Source organism: Faecalicatena sp. Marseille-Q4148, from assembly GCA_018228665.1.
In the GTDB taxonomy this organism is placed as follows: Bacteria; Bacillota; Clostridia; order Lachnospirales; family Lachnospiraceae; genus UBA9414.
The window spans coordinates 1,292,444-1,314,038 of the sequence record CP073692.1 but is presented as its reverse complement, the minus strand read 5'-3'; the positions used below and the strand labels follow the sequence as shown (position 1 = coordinate 1,314,038).

At 41.5% G+C, this 21,595-nt stretch carries 13 protein-coding genes; 12 read left to right on the top strand and 1 reads right to left on the bottom strand.

Going from position 1 to position 21,595, the window contains the following annotated elements; translation table 11 throughout:
* Positions 1–491: 491 nt before the first annotated feature.
* The 12 genes from nifJ (at position 492) to KFE17_06175 (ending at position 20,532) form a co-directional block, all read left to right on the top strand.
* Positions 492–4,031 (top strand): pyruvate:ferredoxin (flavodoxin) oxidoreductase, encoded by a 3,540-nt coding sequence (gene nifJ / locus KFE17_06230; protein QUO33322.1) that lies wholly within the window; start codon positions 492–494, stop codon positions 4,029–4,031.
* A gap of 154 nt (positions 4,032–4,185) precedes the next feature.
* The gene (locus tag KFE17_06225; GenBank protein ID QUO33646.1) at positions 4,186–7,110 is read left to right on the top strand and encodes an insulinase family protein; all 2,925 of its coding nucleotides are present in this window, start codon (positions 4,186–4,188) and stop codon (positions 7,108–7,110) included.
* Between the two features lie 10 nt (positions 7,111–7,120).
* Complete coding sequence (gene era / locus KFE17_06220; protein QUO33321.1) at positions 7,121–8,020, top strand: GTPase Era; 900 nt, start codon at positions 7,121–7,123, stop codon at positions 8,018–8,020.
* A 280-nt stretch (positions 8,021–8,300) separates the two neighbouring features.
* Positions 8,301–9,026, top strand: a complete 726-nt coding sequence (gene recO, locus KFE17_06215) for a DNA repair protein RecO (GenBank protein ID QUO33645.1) — start codon at positions 8,301–8,303, stop codon at positions 9,024–9,026.
* A gap of 155 nt (positions 9,027–9,181) precedes the next feature.
* Positions 9,182–10,570, top strand: coding sequence for a glycine--tRNA ligase (locus tag KFE17_06210; protein QUO33320.1), 1,389 nt, complete (start codon positions 9,182–9,184; stop codon positions 10,568–10,570).
* Positions 10,571–10,746: 176 nt separating this feature from the next.
* Positions 10,747–11,445, top strand: coding sequence for a response regulator transcription factor (locus tag KFE17_06205; GenBank protein ID QUO33319.1), 699 nt, complete (start codon positions 10,747–10,749; stop codon positions 11,443–11,445).
* 81 nt (positions 11,446–11,526) lie between these two features.
* Entirely contained in the window at positions 11,527–12,192 is a 666-nt protein-coding gene (locus tag KFE17_06200) for a GHKL domain-containing protein (GenBank protein QUO33318.1), read from the top strand.
* 140 nt (positions 12,193–12,332) lie between these two features.
* Positions 12,333–14,180 (top strand): ABC transporter ATP-binding protein, encoded by a 1,848-nt coding sequence (locus KFE17_06195; protein QUO33317.1) that lies wholly within the window; start codon positions 12,333–12,335, stop codon positions 14,178–14,180.
* Positions 14,161–16,026: an ABC transporter ATP-binding protein gene (locus KFE17_06190; GenBank protein ID QUO33316.1), complete on the top strand. Its 1,866-nt coding sequence runs from the start codon at positions 14,161–14,163 to the stop codon at positions 16,024–16,026. The genes KFE17_06195 and KFE17_06190 overlap by 20 nt, the downstream gene beginning before the upstream one ends.
* A gap of 147 nt (positions 16,027–16,173) precedes the next feature.
* Positions 16,174–17,568 carry an aminopeptidase gene (locus tag KFE17_06185; protein ID QUO33315.1) on the top strand — a complete coding sequence of 465 codons (1,395 nt, stop codon included), beginning with the start codon at positions 16,174–16,176 and terminating at the stop codon, positions 17,566–17,568.
* A gap of 149 nt (positions 17,569–17,717) precedes the next feature.
* Positions 17,718–19,097: a Trk system potassium transporter TrkA gene (gene trkA, locus KFE17_06180; GenBank protein ID QUO33314.1), complete on the top strand. Its 1,380-nt coding sequence runs from the start codon at positions 17,718–17,720 to the stop codon at positions 19,095–19,097.
* Positions 19,087–20,532 carry a TrkH family potassium uptake protein gene (locus KFE17_06175; GenBank protein QUO33313.1) on the top strand — a complete coding sequence of 482 codons (1,446 nt, stop codon included), beginning with the start codon at positions 19,087–19,089 and terminating at the stop codon, positions 20,530–20,532. Before trkA ends, KFE17_06175 begins: the two co-directional genes overlap by 11 nt.
* Before the next feature lie 26 nt (positions 20,533–20,558).
* Here the strand turns inward: KFE17_06175 and KFE17_06170 are convergent, their stop codons facing one another.
* The gene (locus KFE17_06170) at positions 20,559–21,515 is read right to left on the bottom strand and encodes a helix-turn-helix transcriptional regulator (GenBank protein ID QUO33312.1); all 957 of its coding nucleotides are present in this window, start codon (positions 21,513–21,515) and stop codon (positions 20,559–20,561) included.
* Positions 21,516–21,595 lie beyond the last annotated feature (80 nt).

Genomic DNA, 21,595 nt, shown 5'->3' with positions numbered 1-21,595 from the left:
ATATTCAATTATCAAAAAAGTTTTTTGTCAAGTTTTTAAAAAACAAAAAAAGCCAGCATTTATGCTGACTGTGGCTGTTCCAAAACGGAATAAACTCCCAAATATTATAGTGCTAACTCCCAAAGACGGGATTTGTGAGGCTTCAGAGCAGAAAATACTCCTAAAGATTTCTAGTGCTAACTTCTAAAGACGGGAGCGAAGGAAAAAACGAAAGAAAAGAAGACAGGAAGAAGAAAGAGAGTTTCAGGAAACAGAAAAGATCTTAGAAGAAATCGAAAAATGGAAATAAACAGAGAGAAGAAGATGTGCAGAAAAGATGTACATCTTCTTTTGTTTGTAAAAAGGAACAAGATTTTTATGGACTTTTAAAAACGTAGGATATATAATATGATATATATGTAACAATATATAAAGTTATGACATGAACCGGCGGCGTTTGAGGAAGGACCGATCTCTCTGTCCGGTTTAGATAAAAAGGAGGACAAAAACCAATGGGAAGAAAAATGAAAACCATGGACGGTAATCATGCTGCAGCTCATGCATCATATGCATTTACAGATGTCGCAGCTATTTACCCAATTACACCATCATCTGTTATGGCTGAAGCTACAGATGAATGGGCAACACAAGGCAGAACTAACATTTTCGGACGTACAGTTCAGGTAACAGAGATGCAGTCAGAAGCTGGTGCAGCCGGTACTGTACACGGATCACTGGCAGCAGGTGCTCTTACAACAACTTACACAGCATCTCAGGGATTATTATTAATGATTCCTAACTTATACAAAGTTGCTGGTGAGCAGTTACCGGGTGTATTCAACGTATCTGCTCGTGCGATTGCAAGCCATGCATTATCAATCTTTGGTGATCACTCTGACGTTTATGCATGCCGCCAGACAGGATGCGCTATGCTTTGTGAATCAAGCGTACAGGAAGTTATGGACTTAACACCGGTTGCACATCTTGCTGCAATCAAAGGAAAAGTTCCATTTATCAACTTCTTTGATGGATTCCGTACATCTCATGAGATTCAGAAGATCGAGACATGGGATTACGAAGATTTAAAGGATATGGCAGATTTCGACGCAATCGCTGAATTCCGCAGACATGCCCTGAATCCTAACCATCCTTGCCAGAGAGGTTCAGCTCAGAACCCTGACATCTTCTTCCAGGCAAGAGAAGCATGTAACCCATACTACGATGCTCTTCCGGCAATCGTTCAGGAATACATGGACAAAGTCAATGCTAAAATTGGTACAGATTATAAATTATTCAACTACCATGGTGCTGCTGACGCTGAGAGCGTTATCGTTGCTATGGGATCTGCTTGTGATACAATCGATGAGACAATCGACTACCTGTTAGTACAGGGCAAGAAAGTCGGTGTTGTTAAAGTTCGTCTTTACAGACCATTCTGCGCACAGGCATTAGTTGATGTGATTCCGGATTCTGTAAAACGTATCTCTGTATTAGACAGAACAAAAGAGCCGGGAGCACTTGGCGAACCATTATACTTAGATGTAGTGGCAGCATTAAAAGGAACAAAATTCGATGCAGTTCCGATCTTCTCCGGACGTTACGGATTAGGTTCTAAAGATACAACACCTGCACAGATCGTAGCAGTATTCGAGAACGAAGACAGAGCTAAATTCACAATCGGTATCGAAGATGATGTTACACATCTGTCATTACCAGTAGGTGCACCGCTTGTTACAACACCGGAAGGAACAATTAACTGTAAATTCTGGGGATTAGGCGCTGATGGTACTGTTGGTGCTAACAAGAACTCTATCAAGATTATCGGTGATAATACAGATATGTATGCTCAGGCATACTTTGATTATGACTCTAAGAAATCAGGCGGTGTGACAATGTCTCACTTACGTTTCGGTAAGAGCCCGATCAAATCAACATACCTGATCAAGAAAGCTAACTTTGTAGCATGCCACAATCCGTCTTATATTGACAAATACAACATGGTTCAGGAATTAGTTGACGGTGGTACATTCCTTCTGAACTGCCCATGGGATGCAGAAGGACTTGAGAAACATTTACCAGGACAGGTAAAAGCATTCATCGCTAACCACAACATCAAATTCTATGTAATCGATGGTGTTAAGATCGGTATCGAGACAGGTATGGGACCTACACGTATCAACACAATTCTTCAGTCTGCATTCTTCAAACTGGCTGATATTATTCCGGAAGAGCAGGCAATCGAATTAATGAAAGCTGCTGCAAAAGCAACTTACGGAAGAAAAGGTGATGATATCGTTCAGAAGAACTGGGCAGCTATCGAAGCCGGTGCAAAACAGGTTGTAGAAGTTACAGTTCCGGAAAGCTGGAAAGATGCTGAAGATGAAGGATTATTCACACCAGAAGTGAAAGGCGGAAGAGAAGATGCTGTAAACTTCGTTAAAAATATTCAGTCTAAAGTAAATGCTCAGGAAGGTAACTCTTTACCGGTATCTGCATTTACAGAATATGTTGACGGTTCTACACCATCAGGAACATCTGCATTTGAGAAACGTGGTATTGCAGTAAATATTCCAGTATGGAAAGCAGAAAACTGTATCCAGTGTAACCGTTGTGCATACGTATGTCCGCACGCAGTTATCCGTCCGGTAGCTCTTACAGAAGAAGAAGCTGCTAACGCACCGGAAGGTATCGAAACACTTGATATGATTGGTATGCCGGGACTGAAATTCACAATGACTGTATCAGCTCTTGACTGTACAGGATGTGGATCTTGTGCTAACGTATGTCCAGGTAAGAAGGGTGAGAAAGCTCTTGTTATGGAGAACATGGAAGCAAATGTCGGAACTCAGAAATACTTTGATTTCGGACGTGAGATTCCGGTTAAACCAGAAGTTGTTGCTAAATTCAAAGAAACAACAGTTAAGGGAAGCCAGTTCAAACAGCCTCTTCTTGAGTTCTCAGGAGCTTGTGCAGGTTGTGGTGAAACACCTTACGCAAAATTAATCACACAGTTATTCGGTGACAGAATGTACATTGCTAACGCAACAGGATGTTCTTCTATCTGGGGTAACTCTTCACCATCTACACCATACACAGTAACACCGGAAGGAAAAGGACCGGCTTGGTCTAACTCTCTGTTTGAAGATAACGCTGAGTTTGGTTATGGTATGTTACTTGCTCAGAATGCAATCCGCGACGGCTTAAAAGCAAAAGTGGAATACCTTGCAGAAAATGCTAAGAATGAAGCAGTTGTTGCAGCAGCAAAAGAATATCTTGAAACATTTGGATGCGGCGCTACAAACGGAACAGCTACAGATAACTTAGTAGCAGCTCTGGAAGCATGTGATTGTGACTGTGAAGCTAAGAAAGAACTTCTTGAGAATAAAGACTTCCTTGCTAAGAAATCTCAGTGGATCTTCGGTGGTGACGGATGGGCTTACGACATCGGATTCGGCGGTGTTGACCATGTATTAGCAAGTGGTAAAGACATCAACATCATGGTATTTGATACAGAGGTTTACTCTAATACAGGTGGACAGTCTTCTAAAGCTACTAAGACTGGTGCAATCGCTCAGTTTGCAGCTGGCGGTAAAGAAGTGAAGAAGAAAGACCTTGCAAGTATCGCAATGAGCTACGGTTATGTATATGTAGCACAGATCGCTATGGGTGCTGACTTCAACCAGACAGTGAAAGCAATCGCAGAGGCAGAGGCATATCCGGGACCATCACTGATCATCGCTTATGCTCCATGTATCAACCATGGTATTAAGAAAGGTATGAGCAAAGCTCAGACAGAGGAACAGTTAGCAGTAGAATGTGGATACTGGAATAACTTCAGATTCAATCCGGCTGCAGAGAACAAGTTCACTCTTGACAGCAAAGCTCCTACAGGAGATTATCAGGAATTCTTAAATGGTGAAGTTCGTTACAATTCACTTGTAAGACAGAATCCTGAAAAAGCAAAAGTATTATTTGCTAAGAACGAGCAGGAAGCAAAAGAGAGATACGAATACCTCAGCAAACTTGTTGCTCTGTACGGAAAAACAGAATAAGATTCTTCGGGATTTTTGAAAATATTTTAGAAAGGGCGTCTTTGGACGCTCTTTCTTTTTTAATGCACTCATGTTATACTATACTGTGTTGAAAATGCAGATTCTGGAAAAGATATAGATACAGAAAAAATAAACAGAACAGGAGTGTGACATGATGAATTTGAATAATGTACCGGCATATGAATTAATCCAGAAAGAAACACTGGAGGGACTGAAGTCAGAAGGATATCTTCTGCGTCATAAGAAAAGCGGAGCAAGAGTGGTACTTGTGAAGAATGATGACGATAATAAAGTATTTACAATCGGATTCCGTACGCCTCCGAAGGACAGTACAGGAGTTCCTCATATTATTGAACATACAGTACTGTGCGGTTCCAGAGAATTTCCGGTCAAAGATCCTTTTGTAGAGTTGGTAAAGGGATCTTTGAATACATTTTTAAATGCCATTACTTATCCGGATAAGACGGTGTATCCGGTTGCAAGCTGCAATGAAAAAGATTTTAAGAATCTGATGCATGTGTATATGGATGCAGTATTCTATCCGGCAATTTATGAACACGAAGAGATTTTCCGGCAGGAGGGCTGGAGTTATCAATTGGAAGCTGCCGATGATAAGCTTACTTATAATGGGGTTGTATACAATGAAATGAAAGGTGCATTTTCTTCACCGGAAGATGTGCTTTACCGCGTAGTTATGAACACACTGTTTCCGGATACAACTTATGCAAATGAATCCGGTGGAGACCCGGAATATATCCCGGATCTGACGTATGAACAATTTTTAAATTTCCATAGAAAGTTTTATCATCCTTCTAACAGTTATATTTATCTTTATGGTGATATGGATATGGAAGAACGGCTGAACTGGATGGATGCCCATTATCTTTCCGCATTTACGGTACAGGAAGTAGATTCGCAGATTTCTTTCCAGAAGCCGTTTACACAGATGACGGAAAAGGTAACGTCTTATTCGATTACGAATGCAGAATCAGAAGAAGATAATACCTATCTTTCTTACAATAAAGTGATCGGAGACAGCCTGGACAGAGAATTATACCAGGCATTCCAGATTCTTGATTATGCACTGTTATCTGCACCGGGAGCGCCGCTGAAGAAAGCGCTTGTAGATGCAGGAATCGGTAAAGACATTATGGGCTCTTATGAAAATGGAACGCTGCAGCCTATGATGTCAATTATTGCAAAGAATGCCAATGCGTGCCAGAAAGATGAATTTGTGAAAGTTATCGAAGATACTTTAAAATCAATTGTGGCAAATGGATTGTCTAAAAAAGCGTTGGAGGCTGGAATCAATTATCATGAGTTCCGCTATCGTGAAGCAGATTTCGGAAGTTTTCCAAAGGGACTGATGTACGGACTTCAGATTTTTGACAGCTGGCTGTATGACGATACAAAGCCATTTATCCATGTAGAAGCCCTTGATACATTTGAAACACTGAAGGCAAAGGCAGATACAGGATATTTCGAAGAACTGATCCAGAAATATCTGCTTGACAATCAGCATGGCGCTATTGTAATCGTAAAACCGGAAAAAGGTCTGACAGCAAAGACAGAAGCGGCTCTGGAAGAGAAACTGCAGGCATATAAAGACAGTCTGACAGCAGAAGAAGTAGAAGAACTTGTTCAGAAAACAAAAGCGCTGACAGCTTATCAGGAAGAACCGTCAGAGAAAGAAGACCTGGAAAAGATCCCGGTTCTGCAGCGAGAAGATATCAGCAGAGAGATTGCACCGATTTATAATGAAGAGATCAAAGCCGGAAATACGACCGTTGTGTTCCATGATATTGAAACGAATGGCATCGGCTATGTGAACTTGATTTTTGATATGAGTGGAATTGAAGAGGAACTGCTTCCATATACAGGAATTTTGCAGTCTGTACTTGGTGTGATTGACACAGAGAACTATGAATACGGAGAACTTTTTAATGAGATCAATGCTCAGACAGGAGGAATCGGTACTTCTCTGGAACTGTATACAGATGTAACAAAAGTAAAAGAAAAAGAGTTCCGGCCGACATTTGAAATGCGTGCAAAAGCACTGTATCATCAGCTGCCGGTTGCATTTTGCATGATGGAGGAAATCCTGCTTCGTTCAAAACTGGACGATGATAAACGTCTGAAAGAGATTGTTGCCCAGACAAAATCAAGACTTCAGATGCGGATTCAGTCGTCAGGTCACATTTCTGCTGCAATGCGCGCTATGGCATACCATTCTCCGACTGCAAGAATGAAAGATATGACGGCCGGAATTGAATACTATGAGTTAATCTGCGATCTTGCAGCTCATTTTGATGAAAAGAAGGAAATGCTGATCAAGACATTGAAACATCTTGCAGAGGAAATTTTCAGTCCATCTCGCCTGATCGTAAGTTATACCGCAGCGAAGGAAGGACTTGCACAGGCATGTGATCTTGTAAAAGCGCTGGAAGAAAAGCTTACAGAGTATGGAAAGGAAAAACACCAGGTAGAAATTGTCTGTGAGAAGAAGAATGAAGGATTTAAGACCGCATCAAAGGTACAGTATGTGGCAACTGCGGGCAACTTTATTGATGCCGGATATGAATATACAGGAGCGCTGCAGATTCTGAAAGTGATCTTAAGTTATGAATATCTGTGGCAGAACATCCGCGTAAAAGGCGGTGCGTACGGTTGTATGAGCAGTTTTAATCGTCTCGGAGACAGTTACCTTGTGTCATTTAGAGATCCGCATCTGAAAAATACATTAGAGGTATATGAGGGAGTGGCAGAGTATCTGCGCCGGTTTGATATTGATGAAAGAGATATGACGAAATATATTATTGGAACGATCAGCAATATCGATCAGCCGATGACACCGGCAATCAAAGGAAGCCGCTCGATGAATCTGTATCTCAATCATGTTACTGCAGAGATGATTCAGAAAGAGCGTCAACAGATTCTTGAGGCGACACAGGAAGATATCCGAAAGCTTGCAGACATTGTGGAGGCAGTCGTTTCCCAGAAAAATATCTGTGTGATCGGCGGCGAGGAGAAGATTGCAGGTGCGCAGGATCTCTTTATGGAAACAAAAGAATTAAATTAATGGAGGAACTATGGAAGCAAACTTTAAATCAGGATTTGTAACGCTGATCGGAAGACCGAATGTGGGAAAATCTACACTAATGAATTATCTGATCGGACAGAAGATTGCAATCACATCGAAGAAGCCTCAGACAACAAGAAACCGGATTCAGACGGTACTTACAACGGAGGCAGGACAGATTGTATTTGTCGATACACCGGGAATTCATAAAGCCAAAAATAAATTGGGAGAATATATGGTAAATGTGGCAGAGCGCACATTGAATGAAGTCGATGTAGTGCTCTGGCTCGTAGAGCCGACTACGTTTATCGGAGCAGGGGAAAAGCATATTGCAGATCAGCTTCGCAGAACAAAGACACCTGTCATACTTGTTATCAATAAAGTAGATATGGTAAAGAAAGAAGAAATCCTTCCGGTTATTGAAGCCTATCGTCATATCTGTGATTTTGCAGAGATTGTTCCGGTGTCAGCAAGAAACGGAGACAATACAGAGGAGCTTGTAAAGACGATTTTTCAGTATCTTCCATATGGACCTCAGTTTTATGACGAAGATACTGTGACAGATCAGCCGGAACGGCAGATCGTGGCAGAACTTATCCGGGAAAAAGCGCTCCATTGTCTCAATGAAGAGATTCCGCATGGGATTGCTGTTTGTATTGACCGCATGAAAGCCAGAAAAAATATTATGGATATCGATGCGACAATTATTTGTGAGAGAGATTCCCACAAAGGAATTATCATCGGGAAACAGGGCGCTATGCTGAAGAAGATTGGCAGCCGCGCAAGATATGAGATCGAACAGCTTCTGGATTGTAAAGTGAATCTGCAGCTCTGGGTAAAAGTGAAAAAAGACTGGAGAGACAGTGAGTTTCTGATGAAGAATTTCGGATATCGGGAAGAAGAGGAATAAATATACAGTATAGTTCGAGGAAGAATCGGAGACGATACTCTTATACCGCCAAAGCAGCAAAGGAATAAGAAGAACTGAATTGGAGGCGGAAATAAAAATATAAGAGGGTGCGTCAGGATGAAATCGGATTATTGGAATGAATTTATGCATACCGGACGGATAGAAGATTACTTGTGCTATAAAAACAAATCAGAGGCAGTAGTTTCTGCGGACCGGAACGAAAACAATATCAAACAGGCAGGAGTCGAAAAACGTGAGAGAAACGATAACCGTGACAGGGATGGTGCTTTCAGCAGCGCCAATCGGGGAATATGACAGAAGAATCGTACTTCTGACAAAAGAACGGGGAAAGATTGCTGCCTTTGCGAAAGGAGCACGAAAGACAGGAAGCTCTCTTTTGACGGCAGTCAATCCGTTCGCCTTCGGAACATTTCTTCTCTATGAAGGAAAGAATTCCTATAATATGATGCAGGCAGATATCTCCAATTATTTTTCTGAATTGCGTACAGATGTGGAAGGAGCATATTATGGTTTCTACTTTCTTGATCTGGCGGGTTACTATACAAGAGAAGGAAATGATGAGACAGATATGCTGAAACTGCTTTATCAGACAATGCGGGCGCTGACAAGTCCCAAAATTCCGAAAGAACTGATCCGTTACATATTTGAGCTAAAAAGCATTACGATCAATGGAGAAGGACCGGAAGTCTTTCAATGTGCAGAATGTGGCGAGAAAGAGAATCTGGCAGTGTTTTCAGTAAAAAAAGGCGGGCTGCTCTGCAAAAACTGCAGAGAGCAAGACCGCTATGGAGTGGGGCTTGATAATTCTACATTATATACGCTTCAATATATTGTCGGAGCGCCTCCGGAACGGATGTACAACTTTATTGTCAACGAAGAAGTTCTTAGTAAACTTCGCAAAATCGTGACGCGCTATATGGAGCATTATGTTGGCCGGGAATTTAAGTCTTTAGAAATTTTAAAGCAGATTACATCCTGCTCATAACATGCTTAAAAACAGAATGATTTGATGAAATGTGTCATAACAGTTGCAAAAAATCACTGCAGAATATATAATAATTAACAATAATCACCTTGAATCTGGCGTCAGATGCCGTTTTCAAGACAATGTGAAAAACCAGGAAGGTGAGGTAAGGGAATATGGAAAAAACAATGGAAAAAATCGTTGCCCTGGCAAAATCAAGAGGATTTGTTTATCCGGGTTCAGAAATTTACGGAGGATTAGCGAATACATGGGATTACGGTAATCTGGGAGTTGAATTAAAGAATAACGTAAAAAGAGCGTGGTGGAAGAAATTTATTCAGGAAAGCCCATATAATGTAGGTGTTGACTGTGCGATTCTGATGAATCCGCAGACATGGATTGCATCCGGACATCTCGGAGGATTCAGTGATCCTTTGATGGACTGTAAAGAATGTAAAGAACGCTTCCGTGCAGATAAGCTGATCGAAGATTTTGCAGCAGCGAACGGAATTGAATTACATGAGAGCGTAGATGCGTGGTCACAGGAGAAAATGATGGAATTCATCAACGAACACGAAGTTCCGTGTCCATCCTGCGGAAAACATAATTTCACAGACATCCGTCAGTTTAATTTAATGTTTAAGACATTCCAGGGTGTAACAGAAGATGCAAAGAATGTTGTATATCTCCGTCCGGAGACAGCACAGGGTATTTTTGTTAACTTTAAGAATGTACAGCGTACATCCAGAAAGAAGATTCCGTTTGGAATCGGTCAGATTGGTAAATCTTTCCGAAATGAAATTACGCCTGGTAACTTTACATTCCGTACAAGAGAATTTGAGCAGATGGAACTGGAATTCTTCTGTGAACCGGATACAGACCTTGAGTGGTTTGCATACTGGAAGCAGTTCTGTCAGGATTGGCTGTTAGGTCTTGGAATGAAGGCGGAAGAACTTCGTGCAAGAGACCATGAGAAAGAAGAACTTTCTTTCTACAGTAAGGCTACAACAGACCTGGAATTCTTATTCCCGTTCGGATGGGGAGAACTGTGGGGAATTGCAGACCGTACAGATTATGACTTAACACAGCATCAGAATGTTTCCAAAGAAGATATGAGCTACTTTGATGACGAGAAGAAGATCAAATATGTTCCATATGTTATTGAACCGTCACTGGGAGCAGACCGTGTTGTACTTGCATTCCTTTGCAGCGCATATGACGAAGAAGAATTAGAAGGCGGAGATACTCGTACTGTGCTTCATTTCCATCCGGCACTTGCACCGGTAAAAGTCGGAGTGCTTCCACTGTCTAAGAAATTGAATGAGGGCGCTGAGAAAGTTTACGCAGAATTATCCAAATACTATAACTGTGAATTTGATGACCGCGGTAATATCGGTAAACGTTATCGCCGTCAGGATGAGATCGGTACTCCGTTCTGTATCACTTATGATTTTGATTCTGAAGAAGATGGTGCAGTAACTGTCCGTGATCGTGATACAATGGAGCAGGAAAGAATCAAGATTGAAGATCTGAAAGCATATCTGGATGAGAAACTTGCTTACTAATTTGTTTATGAATTAACTTGTTTACAAATAAAGATGCTTACTGATTGAACAAGAGGATCCCCGCTGGAGCGTTTAGAAGCTCCGGCGGGGATTTTTCAATTTCAGGCTATCGTTCTGGAATGCCTGGTGCTATAATAGAAAACATATGACAGAGAAGAAGAGGAGGGGCAGACAGTATGGAAATTAGAGTTGCCCTGTGCGATGATGAGGAGACGGTGCGGGAATATCTCGGCAGGCTTTTGGAGGAGTGGAAAGAGAGACAGAACGATCAGCTTCAGATCGAATATTTTGAGAGTGCGGAGAGCTTTCTCTTTCAATATGAAGAAGACAAGAGATGGCAGCTTCTCATTCTTGATATCGAGATGGGGAAGATGAACGGGGTAGAGCTTGCGAAAAAAGTGAGGGAACATAATAAAGAAGTGCAGATTTTATTTGTGACGGGCTATATGGACTATATTTCTGACGGATATGAGGTGGAGGCGCTTCACTATCTGCTGAAGCCGGTGACAAAAGAGAAGTTGTTTTCGGTGCTTGACAGGGCGAGAGAGCGGATGAAGAAGAGCGAGAAAGCGCTCTTTCTTCAGGGAAGTGATGAGACGGTCAGGATCCCGTATTATGAGATCCGCTATGTGGAAGTGCAGCACAACTATGTGACAATCCATGCGGCAGAGGATTATACGGTAAAGAAGACGTTAAGTGAGCTGGAAGAGGAGCTTGGGGATGGATTTTTCCGGACAGGAAGATCTTTCCTTGTGAACTTGAAATGTGTAAAGCGGATTACAAAGAAGGAAGTTTCTCTGAAAGATGGGATGGTAATCCCACTCTCGAGAGGGATGTATGAGAAGATTAACCGGGCAATGATCCGATATTTTTAAAGAAATATATTTCTTATGGAAAGCGATTTACAAAAAACATGATTCCGTATCTTGCGGAAGAAGGCAGATTTGGAGGAAACGATGTCATTTATTTCAAAAATGATCGACAAACGCTTGGCAGCCTATCAAAATGAGCTGCTTCAGACACATTATGAAGAGGTGGAAAATATGTACCGGCAGATTCGTGGCTGGCGGCATGATTACCGGAATCATATCCAGATGATGAAAAGCTATGCCGCTATGGGTGACCTTGACGCAATCCGGGCATATCTGGATGAGCTGGATGAAGATCTGGCGACGGTGGATACAGTCATTAAGACAGGCAATAAGATGACGGACGCTATTTTAAACAGCAAGATCTCGCTGGCGAAGTCGCGGGAGATTACTGTGATTGCAGACGCCCATGTGCCGGTGGCACTTACCACTTCGGAGATCGATCTCTGTATCATTATCGGCAATCTGTTTGACAATGCGATCGAGGCTAGCATGGAACTTCCGCCGGATGAGCGGATCATCCGTATCTATATGGATATGAAAAATACGCAGCTTTACATGTCTTTTACGAACTTTACCGCCACGAAGAAACAGAAGAAGATCAGTGGACTGTTTCGCACGACAAAGGGGGAAGGGCATGGGTTTGGTCTGGTAAGGATTGATACGATTGTAGAGCGTTATGGTGGCTATTTGAGCCGAAATAGTGAAGATGGTGCGTTTACGACAGAGATCCTTTTGCCACAAGAAACATAGTGTTCGACATCCGGTGCAAACAGGTGCGCGGAATATTCAAAATACAGATGATGCAATTCGTCCCCAGGAGATGCAATTCGTCCCCTAGGGAGTTTTTGTTTGGATATTTGTGATATTGTTACAGCAGGAGGGATGAAAGCATGACAGAAAAGAAAAAAGAAAAAACAATATCAGAAAAGCCACGGTACGGAATGTGGAACAATGCATGGTTCATGATTGGAAAGGCGTGGAAATATGAAAAATCCGTTCTTGCTGTTTTGGTTATGTCCATTATTTTGGAAGTGATAATGAATTTGCTAAACCTCTATATCGGTCCGGTTGTGTTAAGAGGGCTGGAAGAGGGATGGACGTTAAGAATACTATTCCGGAGTATTCTTATTTTTGCAGGAGGTATGATGCTTGTCGGTGCAGCACAGGGCTATCTGGTATTGAACCAACAGTATGGACGGATTAGCGTACGGATCAAGCTGCTGTTAGGTCAGTATAATAAGTATGCGACAGTTTCTTATTCAAAATTGGATGACCAGATATTTACACAGATGCAGAAAAAGGGGATGGAAGCGTTAAAGCAAAACAGTGCTGCCGGAGAACATATCTGGATAACGCTGACAACTCTCGGACAGAGCGTTTGCGGTATTGTGATCTACCTGATGCTTCTGTCGGTAATGAATCCATTTCTTATGTTTCTCATAGCAGCGATGACGGCGTTAAGTTTTTTCTTTAACCGAAGGATCTATAACTGGGGTTATCGAAACCGACAAGAAGAAGCTGAATATATAAAGAAATGGAATTATCTGACAGAGCGATACAAAGACCGGGAATGTGCGAAAGATATCAGAATGTTTGGAATGGGGGCTTGGCTTCGCAGTATCCATGCGGGAGTGAGAAATTCTTACGAAACATTTCAGGTGAAAAAGAACCGAAAATATTTTCTTGCAAATGCAATCGATACACTGTTTATCTTACTGAGAAATGGCGTTGTTTATGTATATCTCCTTCAGATGGTACTTAACAATCATATGGGTGCGGCAGAGTTTCTTCTGTATTTTAGTGCAGTGAATGGATTTTCTTCCTGGATGGAGCAGCTTCTTACACAGATGTCAAAGTTGTATCAGGAAAGTATAGCGCTGTCAACCTATCGGGAATATCTTGATATCGAAGATGATTATAAAATAGCAGAGGGAATGGAAATTCCTACGGCGGATACTTATGAGATTGTATTAAAACATGTTTCATTCCGGTATCCGCAGGCAGAGAAAAATACGCTCACGGACATTAACTTGACACTCCGTCCGGGAGAAAAACTGGCGGTTGTCGGTTTAAATGGTGCGGGCAAGACGACGCTTGTCAAGCTAATCTGTGGTTTTTATGATCCGACAGAGGGAGAAATCCTGTTAAACGGGGTAAATATCCGAAACTACCGGAGAGATTCTTATTATGAAATGTTTACGGCAGTGTTTCAGCAGTTTGCAATTTTGCCGATTACTATTGCAGAAAATGTATCGCAGACAGGCGAAGGGTATGACGATGAGCGTGTTAAGGAATGTCTAAAGCAGGCAGAATTATGGGAACGTATCAAGGAACTGAAACAGGGATATCATGCGCTGATGGAGCGATCTGTTTACACAGAAGGGGTTGAATTGTCCGGTGGTGAGACACAGCGGCTTATGCTTGCACGTGCACTCTATAAAAAAGGCGTATTTATGATACTTGATGAGCCGACAGCGGCGCTTGACCCGATTGCAGAGAGTGATATTTATGAGAAATACAATAAATTGACAGAACATAAGACATCGGTATTTATTTCCCACAGACTTGCATCGACAAGATTTTGTGACCGGATCTTATTTATGGAGCAGGGAGAGCTTGCAGAAGAAGGTACTCATGAGACACTGCTTGCAAAGCGCGGAAAATACGCGGAGCTTTTTGAAGTACAGAGCCGCTATTACCGAGAAGGAGGTGATCATCATGAAGAAGGATGTGAATAAGATGTCACTGAAAGAGGCGTTTTGTTATACGATAAAAGGCATAAAAATCTGGTGGGAGTATGATCCGGCAATACTCATTGCGACCTTTTGCTCGGCAGCAGCCGGCGCGTTATTTCCATATGCAAATATTTATCTGTCTGCGCGGATTCTTTCCGAACTGTCCGGCAGCAGAGAGAAAGAAATACTTATGAAGCTTGCATTTATTACAATCTTTGTCAATGCAGTGCTTGCTCTTTTGAAGGCGGCAGCAGATAGATGGAAAGAGTGTAAGCGGGCAGGAGAATGGTTGGGTACCAATGATATTTATGCTAATAAAATGCTGCAGATGGATTTTTCTGTACTGGATGACACAAGTACCCACAAAAAACTGTCCCAGATTCAGCAGGTTCAAAACTGGAGCGGTATGGGATTGGTTGTAATACCTGATTATATGCAGGAATTTGTAGGGGAAATCGTGAAGATTTTGGGTGCGGTTACGCTGACGGTCACGTTGTTTCTCTGTGAAGTTCCGGCTTCGGCAGGAAATCTGACGATTTTGAATCACCCGCTTACGACGGTACTTGTGATTGGAAGTTTTCTGATCGTTGCGGTGCTTGGACCGATACTTGAGACAAAAGTGGATGAGAAGTGGGCACAGTGTTCAGAAGAGGCAACATTCGGAAACCGGTTATTTAATTTTTGGGGAGAATATTTTCTTGATAAGAAAAATGCGATGGATATCAGATTGTATGGCCAGAACAAAATCGGACTCGAAGCAATAAAAAGTGATGACAGTTTTTTGCCGGATGGTCCGATCGCATCTGTGATGAAAGGAAAGTACGGACTGTTGTATGCGGTTGGACAATCGCTCACCTATCTCTTGATGGGAGGTATCTATCTCTTTGTTGTTGTGAAAGCATGGGCAGGGGCATTTGGCATAGGCGAGTCGTCCCAGTATGTGGGGGCTCTGACGATGATGGCAGCAGCGGTGTCAGCTTTATTTGCAACGGTTGGAAAAATCCGGGTGAATGCTGTTTTTGTGAAGAAGTCAATTGAATTTCTCGATATTCCAAATCGGATGTATCAGGGATCTCTCACTGTTGAGAAACGAACAGATGGAAAATATGAAGTAGAATTCCGAGATGTATCTTTTAAATATCCGGGCAGCGAAGCGTGGGCATTGCACCATGTGAATGTGAAGTTTAAGATTGGAAATAAGATGGCAGTTGTTGGACAAAACGGAAGTGGGAAAACAACATTTATTAAATTACTTTGTCGGCTGTATGATCCGACAGAAGGAGTTATTTTATTGAATGGAATTGATATCCGTAAATATAATTATCAAGAATATATGTCAATTTTTTCTGTTGTTTTTCAGGACTTTTCTCTTTTTGCATTTCCTCTTGGGGAGAATGTTGCAGTGGCGAGAGAGTATGACCGGGAAAAAGTGGAACGGATGCTTAAAGAGGCAGGATTTGGTGAACGGCTTGACAAAATGCCAAGAGGACTTGATACGTGGCTTTATAATAAATTTGACAAGAGCGGCATAGAGATTTCCGGTGGGGAAGCACAGAAGATTGCCATTGCAAGAGCGCTTTATAGAGATGCGGCATTTATTATTTTGGATGAACCTACGGCAGCACTGGATCCAATTGCAGAAGCAGAAATCTATGCAAAATTCAATGATATTGTAGGAGATAAAACGGCAATTTACATCTCCCACAGACTATCCTCCTGCAGATTTTGTGATGAGATTATGGTGTTTCATCAGGGAGCTGTCGTACAAAAAGGACGACATGAAGAGTTGGTGGAGACTGTGGGGGAATATGCCGACCTCTGGAATGCACAGGCACAGTATTATGTATAAAAAAGATTTGCATTATTGTCCGTGATTTGCACGATTGTGTATAATAAAGTAATAAATTTGGACAATAGTATAAAGACATATTTTGTAAAAAGTATATAATGAGAGTATTGAATCATTCTGAAAAGTATAAAGGAGGCACAAACAGTTATGAACAAAGAGAACATCTGGAACTCATACAGTGCGGAAGAACTGGAAAAATTAAACAAAGTGAATGAACTTTACAAAGAATGTCTGGATGCCGGAAAGACAGAAAGAGAATGTGTTCGTATTTCTATCGAGATGGCAGAGAAAGCCGGATATAAGAATTTGAATGACGTAATCAAAGCCGGAGAGACATTAAAAGCCGGAGATAAAGTATATGCAGCTTATAACGAGAAAGAACTTCTGATGTTTGAGATCGGAACAGAGCCGATGGAAAAAGGTATGAACATTTTAGGAGCTCACGTTGACTCTCCTCGTATTGATATCAAACAGCAGCCGGTATTCGAAGAAGAAGGTTTTGCTTATCTTGATACACATTACTATGGCGGAATTAAGAAATATCAGTGGCTGACACTTCCGCTGGCATTACACGGAGTTATGATCAAGAAAGACGGAACAAAAGTTGACGTTGTGATCGGCGAGAAGGAAGATGATCCGGTATTTGTTATTACAGATATCCTTGTACATCTTGCAGGAGAGCAGATGGGCAAGAAAGCGAGCGAAGTGATCAATGGCGAGAAGCTTGACCTGATGATCGGTAATATTCCGTTAGAAGGCGAAGAAAAAGATGCGATCAAAGCAAATGTATTGAAGATTCTTGCAGAACGCTACAATGTAGAAGAAGATGATTTCGTATCTGCTGAGTTAGAAATTGTTCCTGCCGGAAAAGCAAGAGACTGCGGTCTTGACAGAAGTATGGTAATCGGATACGGACATGATGACAGAATCTGTGCATTCACATCTTTATTTGCGCTGTTAAAAGGCGGAAACGGCAATGTGAAGAGAACATCCTGCTGTATCCTTGTTGACAAAGAAGAAATCGGAAGTGTTGGAGCAAGCGGTATGACATCCCGTTTCTTTGAGAACACAGTTGCAGAATTAATGGCAGTTCTCGGAGAAGAAGGAGATCTGAAGCTTCGCCGTGCATTAGCTAATTCTAAGATGCTTTCTTCTGACGTAAGTGCATGTCTTGATCCGATGTTTGCATCTTGTTTTGAGAAGAAGAACGCAGCTTACTTCTCAAGAGGACTTGTATTTAACAAATACACAGGAAGCCGCGGAAAAGGCGGAACAAGTGATGCAAATGCAGAATATGTTGCAGAGATCAGAAGAATTATGGAAGACAACAATGTTTCTTACCAGACAGCAGAACTTGGTGCAGTTGACGTAGGAGGCGGTGGAACAATCGCTTACATTATGGCTGTTTACGGAATGGATGTTATTGACAGTGGTATCGCAGTATTATGTATGCATGCACCGCATGAAGTTGCAAGCAAAGCAGATATTTACGAGGCAGTGAAGGGATACAGAGCATTCCTTGACGATGCGTTTGAAAACTAATTAGCCTTTAGAAGAGGACACCGGAGGTATTTCTGATATTTTCGGTGTCCTTTTTTTCAGAAGAGTCTTTACATTTGGGAAAAATGGCGTATACTGTGTAATTGCGTACTACTAAAAGAAAAGAATGTGTAAAAACGAGGGTAATGAAAATGAAGATCGTAATTATTGGTGACGGTAAAGTCGGTCATAAGCTGGCGAAGCAGTTATCAGAAGAAAACTATGATGTTGTTATGATTGATCATAACCAGGGACGGTTACAGGAATCGGTCAACTCTTTGGATGTGCTGTGTCTGACAGGAGATGGAGTAGATGTAGAGACACAGAAGGAAGCAGATGTGCAGCACTCAGATCTTGTTATTGCATGTACTTCAACAGATGAATTAAATATGTTGAGCTGCCTGATTGCAAGAAGGCTTGGAGCGAAGCATACGATTGCGCGTGTGCGTAATCCGATTTACTTTAAGCAGATTGATCTTTTAAAAGAAGATCTGCATTTAAGTATGACAGTAAATCCGGAGCTGACAGTGGCAAATGAAATCAGCCGTGTGTTGATTTTTCCGGCAGCAACAAAAGTAGAGACTTTTGCAAAAGGCCGTGTAGAACTTGTAGAATTTATCCTGAACGAACAGAATCCGATTGTTGGTATGTCATTAAAAGAGATCTACCAGAAATATCAGATTAAAGTGCTTGTCTGTGCGGTGCAAAGAGGAAAAGAAGTGTTTATTCCGGACGGAGATTTTGTTGTTCGGTCAGGCGATAAACTGAATATTGCCGCATCCCATAAGGAGATTGAAGATTTCTTCAAAGCATTGGGCAATCGAAAAGCAAAAACTAAAAATATTATTATCTGCGGCGGCGGCCGGATCAGTTATTACCTTGCAAAACAGCTTTGCGTGCTTGGAATGCATGTGAAGATTATTGAAAAAGATATGGAGAAATGTGAGCGTCTCTGCGAACAGCTCTCAGATGCAACGATCATTTGCGGAAATGCAGGAGATCATGAGCTTCTAATCGAAGAAGGACTGGAATCTGCCGATGCACTTGTGGCTTTGACAGGGATTGATGAAGAGAATATTATTATGGCTCTGTTTGCAAAGCAGCAGGGAGTGAAAAAGATTGTGGCAAAAGTAAATGAGGACAGCCGCGCCAATATGGTGGAAGATATGGGAATTGACTCAATTGTTTCTGTAAAATCTTCCACAGCAGATGTGATTATGGCATATGTGCGTGCGCGTCACAATTCTATTAAGAGCGCTAATATTGAAACATTATATTATTTGGTAGGCGGCAAAGTAGAGGCGTTGGAATTTATCGTAAAGCAGGAAACAGAATATACCAATATTCCATTGAAAGACTTGAATATGAAACCAAATAATCTGATCGCCACGATTGTCCGGGATCGTAGAATTATCATTCCGGGAGGAAATGATGTACTTATGCCGAAAGACAGCGTAATTATTGTGACGAAAAATAAAAAAATACAGGACATCAGAGATATCTTTGAGAGCAGGGGGACTTATGAATCATAAAATGACAGTTTATATGCTCGGAAAGATTCTGGGGATTGAAGGCGTTGTAATGTTTCTCCCGGCGATTGTAGCGTTGATCTATCGGGAAGACAGTTATATGCATTTTGTCATTCCGGGAGTAATTTTGATTCTGGTACATATTCTGTTTGGAAGAAAGAAACCAAAGAATACAAAACTATACGGAAGAGACGGACTTGTGATCGTTGCATTATCATGGCTTCTGTGGTCACTGATCGGCGCAATACCATTTTATACATCAGGTGCGATCCCTCAGTTTATCGATGCATTTTTTGAGACGGTATCCGGATTTACGACAACAGGCTCCACGATTCTGACAGATATTGAAGCATTGCCGAAGGGAATGGCTTTCTGGAGATCGCTGACACATTGGATCGGCGGTATGGGAGTGCTTGTTTTCGTTATGGTAATTACATCGCTGGAAAATGATCGTTCGATGCACTTGATGAAAGCAGAGATGCCGGGGCCGGAAATTGAAAAGCTTGTGCCGAAGGCGAGAACAACAGCTCAGATTTTGTATGCAATGTATTTTGTTCTTACTTTTGCGGAAGTAATTTTCCTTTTATTTGGCGGAATGAATCTGTATGACAGTATTTTGCATGCGTTTAGTACGGCCGGTACCGGAGGATTCTCAAACAGAAATGCAAGTATTGCATATTATGACAGCGCATATATTGACGGGGTAATTACGGTATTTATGATTCTGTTCGGAATCAATTTTAATATGTATTTCCTGTTGATTTTGAAGCGTTTTAGAAATATCTGGGAAAACGAAGAAGTAAAAGCATATTTTGGGATCATTTTGGCAGCAATCGTGATGATTACAATTAATATCAGCAATTATTATGGAGGATTTCTGAAAGCGTTCCGCTACGCTTCGTTCCAGGTTTCATCTATCATTACAACAACCGGTTTTATTACAGCAGATTTCAATCAGTGGCCGGAATTTTCAAAAGCAATTTTATTGCTTCTCATTATGATAGGAGCCTGTGCCGGTTCTACCGGAGGCGGTATGAAAGTATCCCGTATCCTGATTCTTATGAAACACGCTAAGAGAGAAATTAAGAAATTAATCCATCCAAAGAGTGTATCGATTATCACATTGAATAAAAAACGTCTTCAGGACGAGACTGTGAATGGAGTTATCGGATATACAGTTATTTACTTTTTGATCATGGTTGTATCAATTCTGATCGTATCATTAAATAATTTTGATTTTGCTACGACATTCAGTTCTGTTTTGACGACACTGAATAATACCGGACCCGGAATTGCAGGTGTTGGACCGGTAGAGAACTTTTCTTCTTTTTCTGTGTTGTCAAAGTTAGTATTTTGTTTTGATATGCTGGCAGGAAGACTGGAGTTATTCCCATTTTTGATGTTGATGGCGCCATCCGTATGGAGAAAGAAATTTTAATAAAGATGCAAATGCCGGAGATGCGTTTAATTCTCCGGCGTTTTTAATGGGCGGTCAATCCGAAGAGAAGGATTGGATACCCGGTTTGTGATAAGACGTATCGAGGAAGCATATTCAAGGGGCGACATAGAGGTCGCCTTTTTAAATTGTTTTGAAAAATACTGGAGCGAGCTGTAAGAAAGAAAGTGGGCGATTTCTGTAAAATTCATGGAACCGTCCCGGATCAGTTCTTTGGCACGCTCTATTTTCATACTGTTAAAAAATTCAATGGGACCACAATGCTTTTCGTCCTGAAACAGTGCATGGAGAGCAGAACGGCTTAGAGAAAACTCGTCACAGAGTGTCTGGATCTTCAATGGTTCATAAAGGTGTTCCTCCATATAGTGAACAATGTTATCCAGGCGATTATTTTTCGTCAGAGAACTGATGGGAGTATCAATCTTTTGATGCGTGATCATAACACCATTATCACAGAGGTGGCAGCGCTTTGCAGTCAGAAGAAAAAGTTCAAGAAAAAGCAAAATGAGCTGCTCTGAACCAAAGGAAGCATCTTCGGAAATCAAAACCTGTTCCACTGACGGAATATTTAACGGTGTCGAGAAGGTCTCACGCGCCGTAGCAATGATCTGGGAAATCAAAGAACGCTCCTCCATATTCAGAGTAAAGCATTTATCGGAGAAATCCAACATTGCCGGAGATTGCGTAGAGAAGGAAATTGCAACCAGGTTCAGCGAATGTTTCAGACCGGAAGAACGCATTGCATGGAAGCAGTTCGGCTGATGGAAAATAATGTCTCCTGCGTGAAGCGTGTACAATTTATTCTCAGAGCGCACATCTACTGTTCCGGCATCCACATATAAGAATTCCCAAAAGTTATGTGCTTCACCGGAAAAAGAAAAATCTTTGGAATATTCAAAATAGTGGATTGTAATAATGGAATCAATAACGATTTCTTTTTTGAGTACAGTTTTTACATAAGTCATAAACAAATGCTCCTTTCTGGAATCGCCTGGATCATTTATACAAGAGGGAGTGATTCCCGTCAAAATCAATTATTTACTCG